The following is a 1,997-nucleotide window of genomic DNA, read 5'->3' on the forward strand; positions in this document are numbered from 1 at the left end:
GCTGGCCGGCACCCAACCAAGGGGTGCCGGCCAGCGCCGTCTCCAGAGAGCACCGTCCCCAGACGCAGCGAACGGTAACTATCCAAGATCGGAAAGCGGCACGGGTTCGTACCAGAGGAAGAACCGCGACCGGCGGACGGGCAGGGCGCACGACGGGGCTGGGGGCGAGGGTGACCGGCGCAGGGATCAAGCCTGACCGCCCGGAGCCGGTCACCCTCGCCCCCAGCCCCCAAGCGCAACCAGGGTCAGCCCCCAAGCCCACAAGAGCAACCCAGGCGAAAGACCCAGGTGACAGCGGTCACGAAGCGCAGCGGAAGAACCAGACCCCTCGTACCGTTGTGCAGAGCGTCGGTGTGTCCAGTGTCCCCGGGCCTCACCTAATTTGCCTTCGCGGAATACCGTCCGGCTGGAGCCGCGTCGCGCCACTCGCCGAGAGGCGACCTGCACACCGACGCCCAGCGGCGCCCCGGCCACCCGGTCGGGGCGCCGCTGTTTCTCCGCCCTCCGGATTTGCCGAAAATGATCCGCGACTCGTGTCGCGACGGCGCGGTGGCTGGCCTAGTGTCAGGAGGTCAGCTTCCGCCGGCGGGGAAGGGGTGCCCCGGGATGGGTCTGAAGACCTTCATCGAGGGTTGGCCGGTCTACCGGCAGCTCACGGGCACCGACCCGCTCGGGCGGGGTGCGGCGGCCCAGTCGGCCCGTTCGGCGGCCCTGCAGGCGCGCACCGAGACCGCCGACAGCATGGCCCGGTCCGTCTGCCCGTACTGTGCGGTGGGCTGCGGCCAGCGGGTGTACGTCAAGGACGGCCGGGTCACCCAGATCGAGGGGGACCCGGACAGCCCGATCTCGCGTGGTCGGCTCTGTCCGAAGGGCTCGGCCAGCAAGAGTCTGGTGACCAGCCCGCTGCGGCAGACGAAGGTCCGCTACCGCCGGCCGTACGGCACCGAGTGGGAGGACCTCGATCTCGACACGGCGATGGACATGATCGCCGACCGGGTGCTCGCGGCCCGGGACGCCACCTGGGAGGACACCGACGGGCAGGGTCGGTTGTTGAACCGCACGCTCGGTATCGCCAGCCTCGGTGGCGCCACCCTGGACAACGAAGAGAACTACCTGATCAAGAAGCTCTTCACCGCGCTCGGCGCACTACAGATCGAGAACCAGGCGCGGATTTGACACTCCGCCACCGTCCCCGGTCTGGGGACCAGCTTCGGTCGCGGCGGCGCGACGGTCTTCCAGCAGGATGTCGCCAACGCTGACGTCATCATCATCCAGGGCTCCAACATGGCCGAGGCCCACCCGGTGGGCTTCCAGTGGGTGATGGAGGCCAAGCGGCGGGGGGCGAAGGTCTTCCACGTCGACCCCCGGTTCACCCGCACCAGTGCGCTGGCCGACACGTACCTGCCGATCCGGGCGGGCACCGACATCGCGCTGCTCGGCGGCGTGGTGCGCTACATCCTGGAGAACGAGCTGGACTTCCGGGAGTACGTGGTGGCGTACACCAACGCGGCGAGCATCGTCAGCGAGGAGTTCGTCGACACCGAGGACCTGGACGGTCTGTTCTCCGGCTACAACCCGAAGACGAACACGTACGGCCAGCGGAGCTGGCAGTACCACGGGCACGAGGAGTCGACCGGCGACCGCAACACGCACAAGGAGCGGGAGTCGGCGGCGGGCCTGCGCCACGAGTCGCACGGCATGCCCGTCGGCGGTCAGGTCCAGCGGGACGAGACGTTGCAGCACCCGCGCTGCGTCTACCAGATCCTCAAGCGGCACTTCTCCCGCTACACGCCGGAGATGGTGGAACGGGTCTGCGGTATCCCGCGGGAGAAGTTCCTGGAGCTGGCCCGAGCCTGGACGGAGAACTCCGGCCGGGAGCGCACCGGGGTGCTCATCTACTCGGTCGGCTGGACGCAGCACAGCGTGGGCGTGCAGTACATCCGTACCGGCGCCATCATCCAACTGCTGCTGGGCAACATGGGCCGCCCGGGTGGTGG

The 1,997-nt window shown here is 69.1% G+C and carries 1 protein-coding gene; it reads left to right on the forward strand.

Annotated features, from left to right (window positions below):
• Positions 1-606: 606 nt before the first annotated feature.
• Positions 607-1,997: molybdopterin-dependent oxidoreductase (locus FXF52_RS43755; protein WP_255472941.1), on the forward strand; the 1,391-nt coding region annotated here is incomplete at its 3' end.

It is taken from the genome of Micromonospora sp. MP36 (genome assembly GCF_008119785.1).
Taxonomy (GTDB): Bacteria; Actinomycetota; Actinomycetes; order Mycobacteriales; family Micromonosporaceae; genus Micromonospora.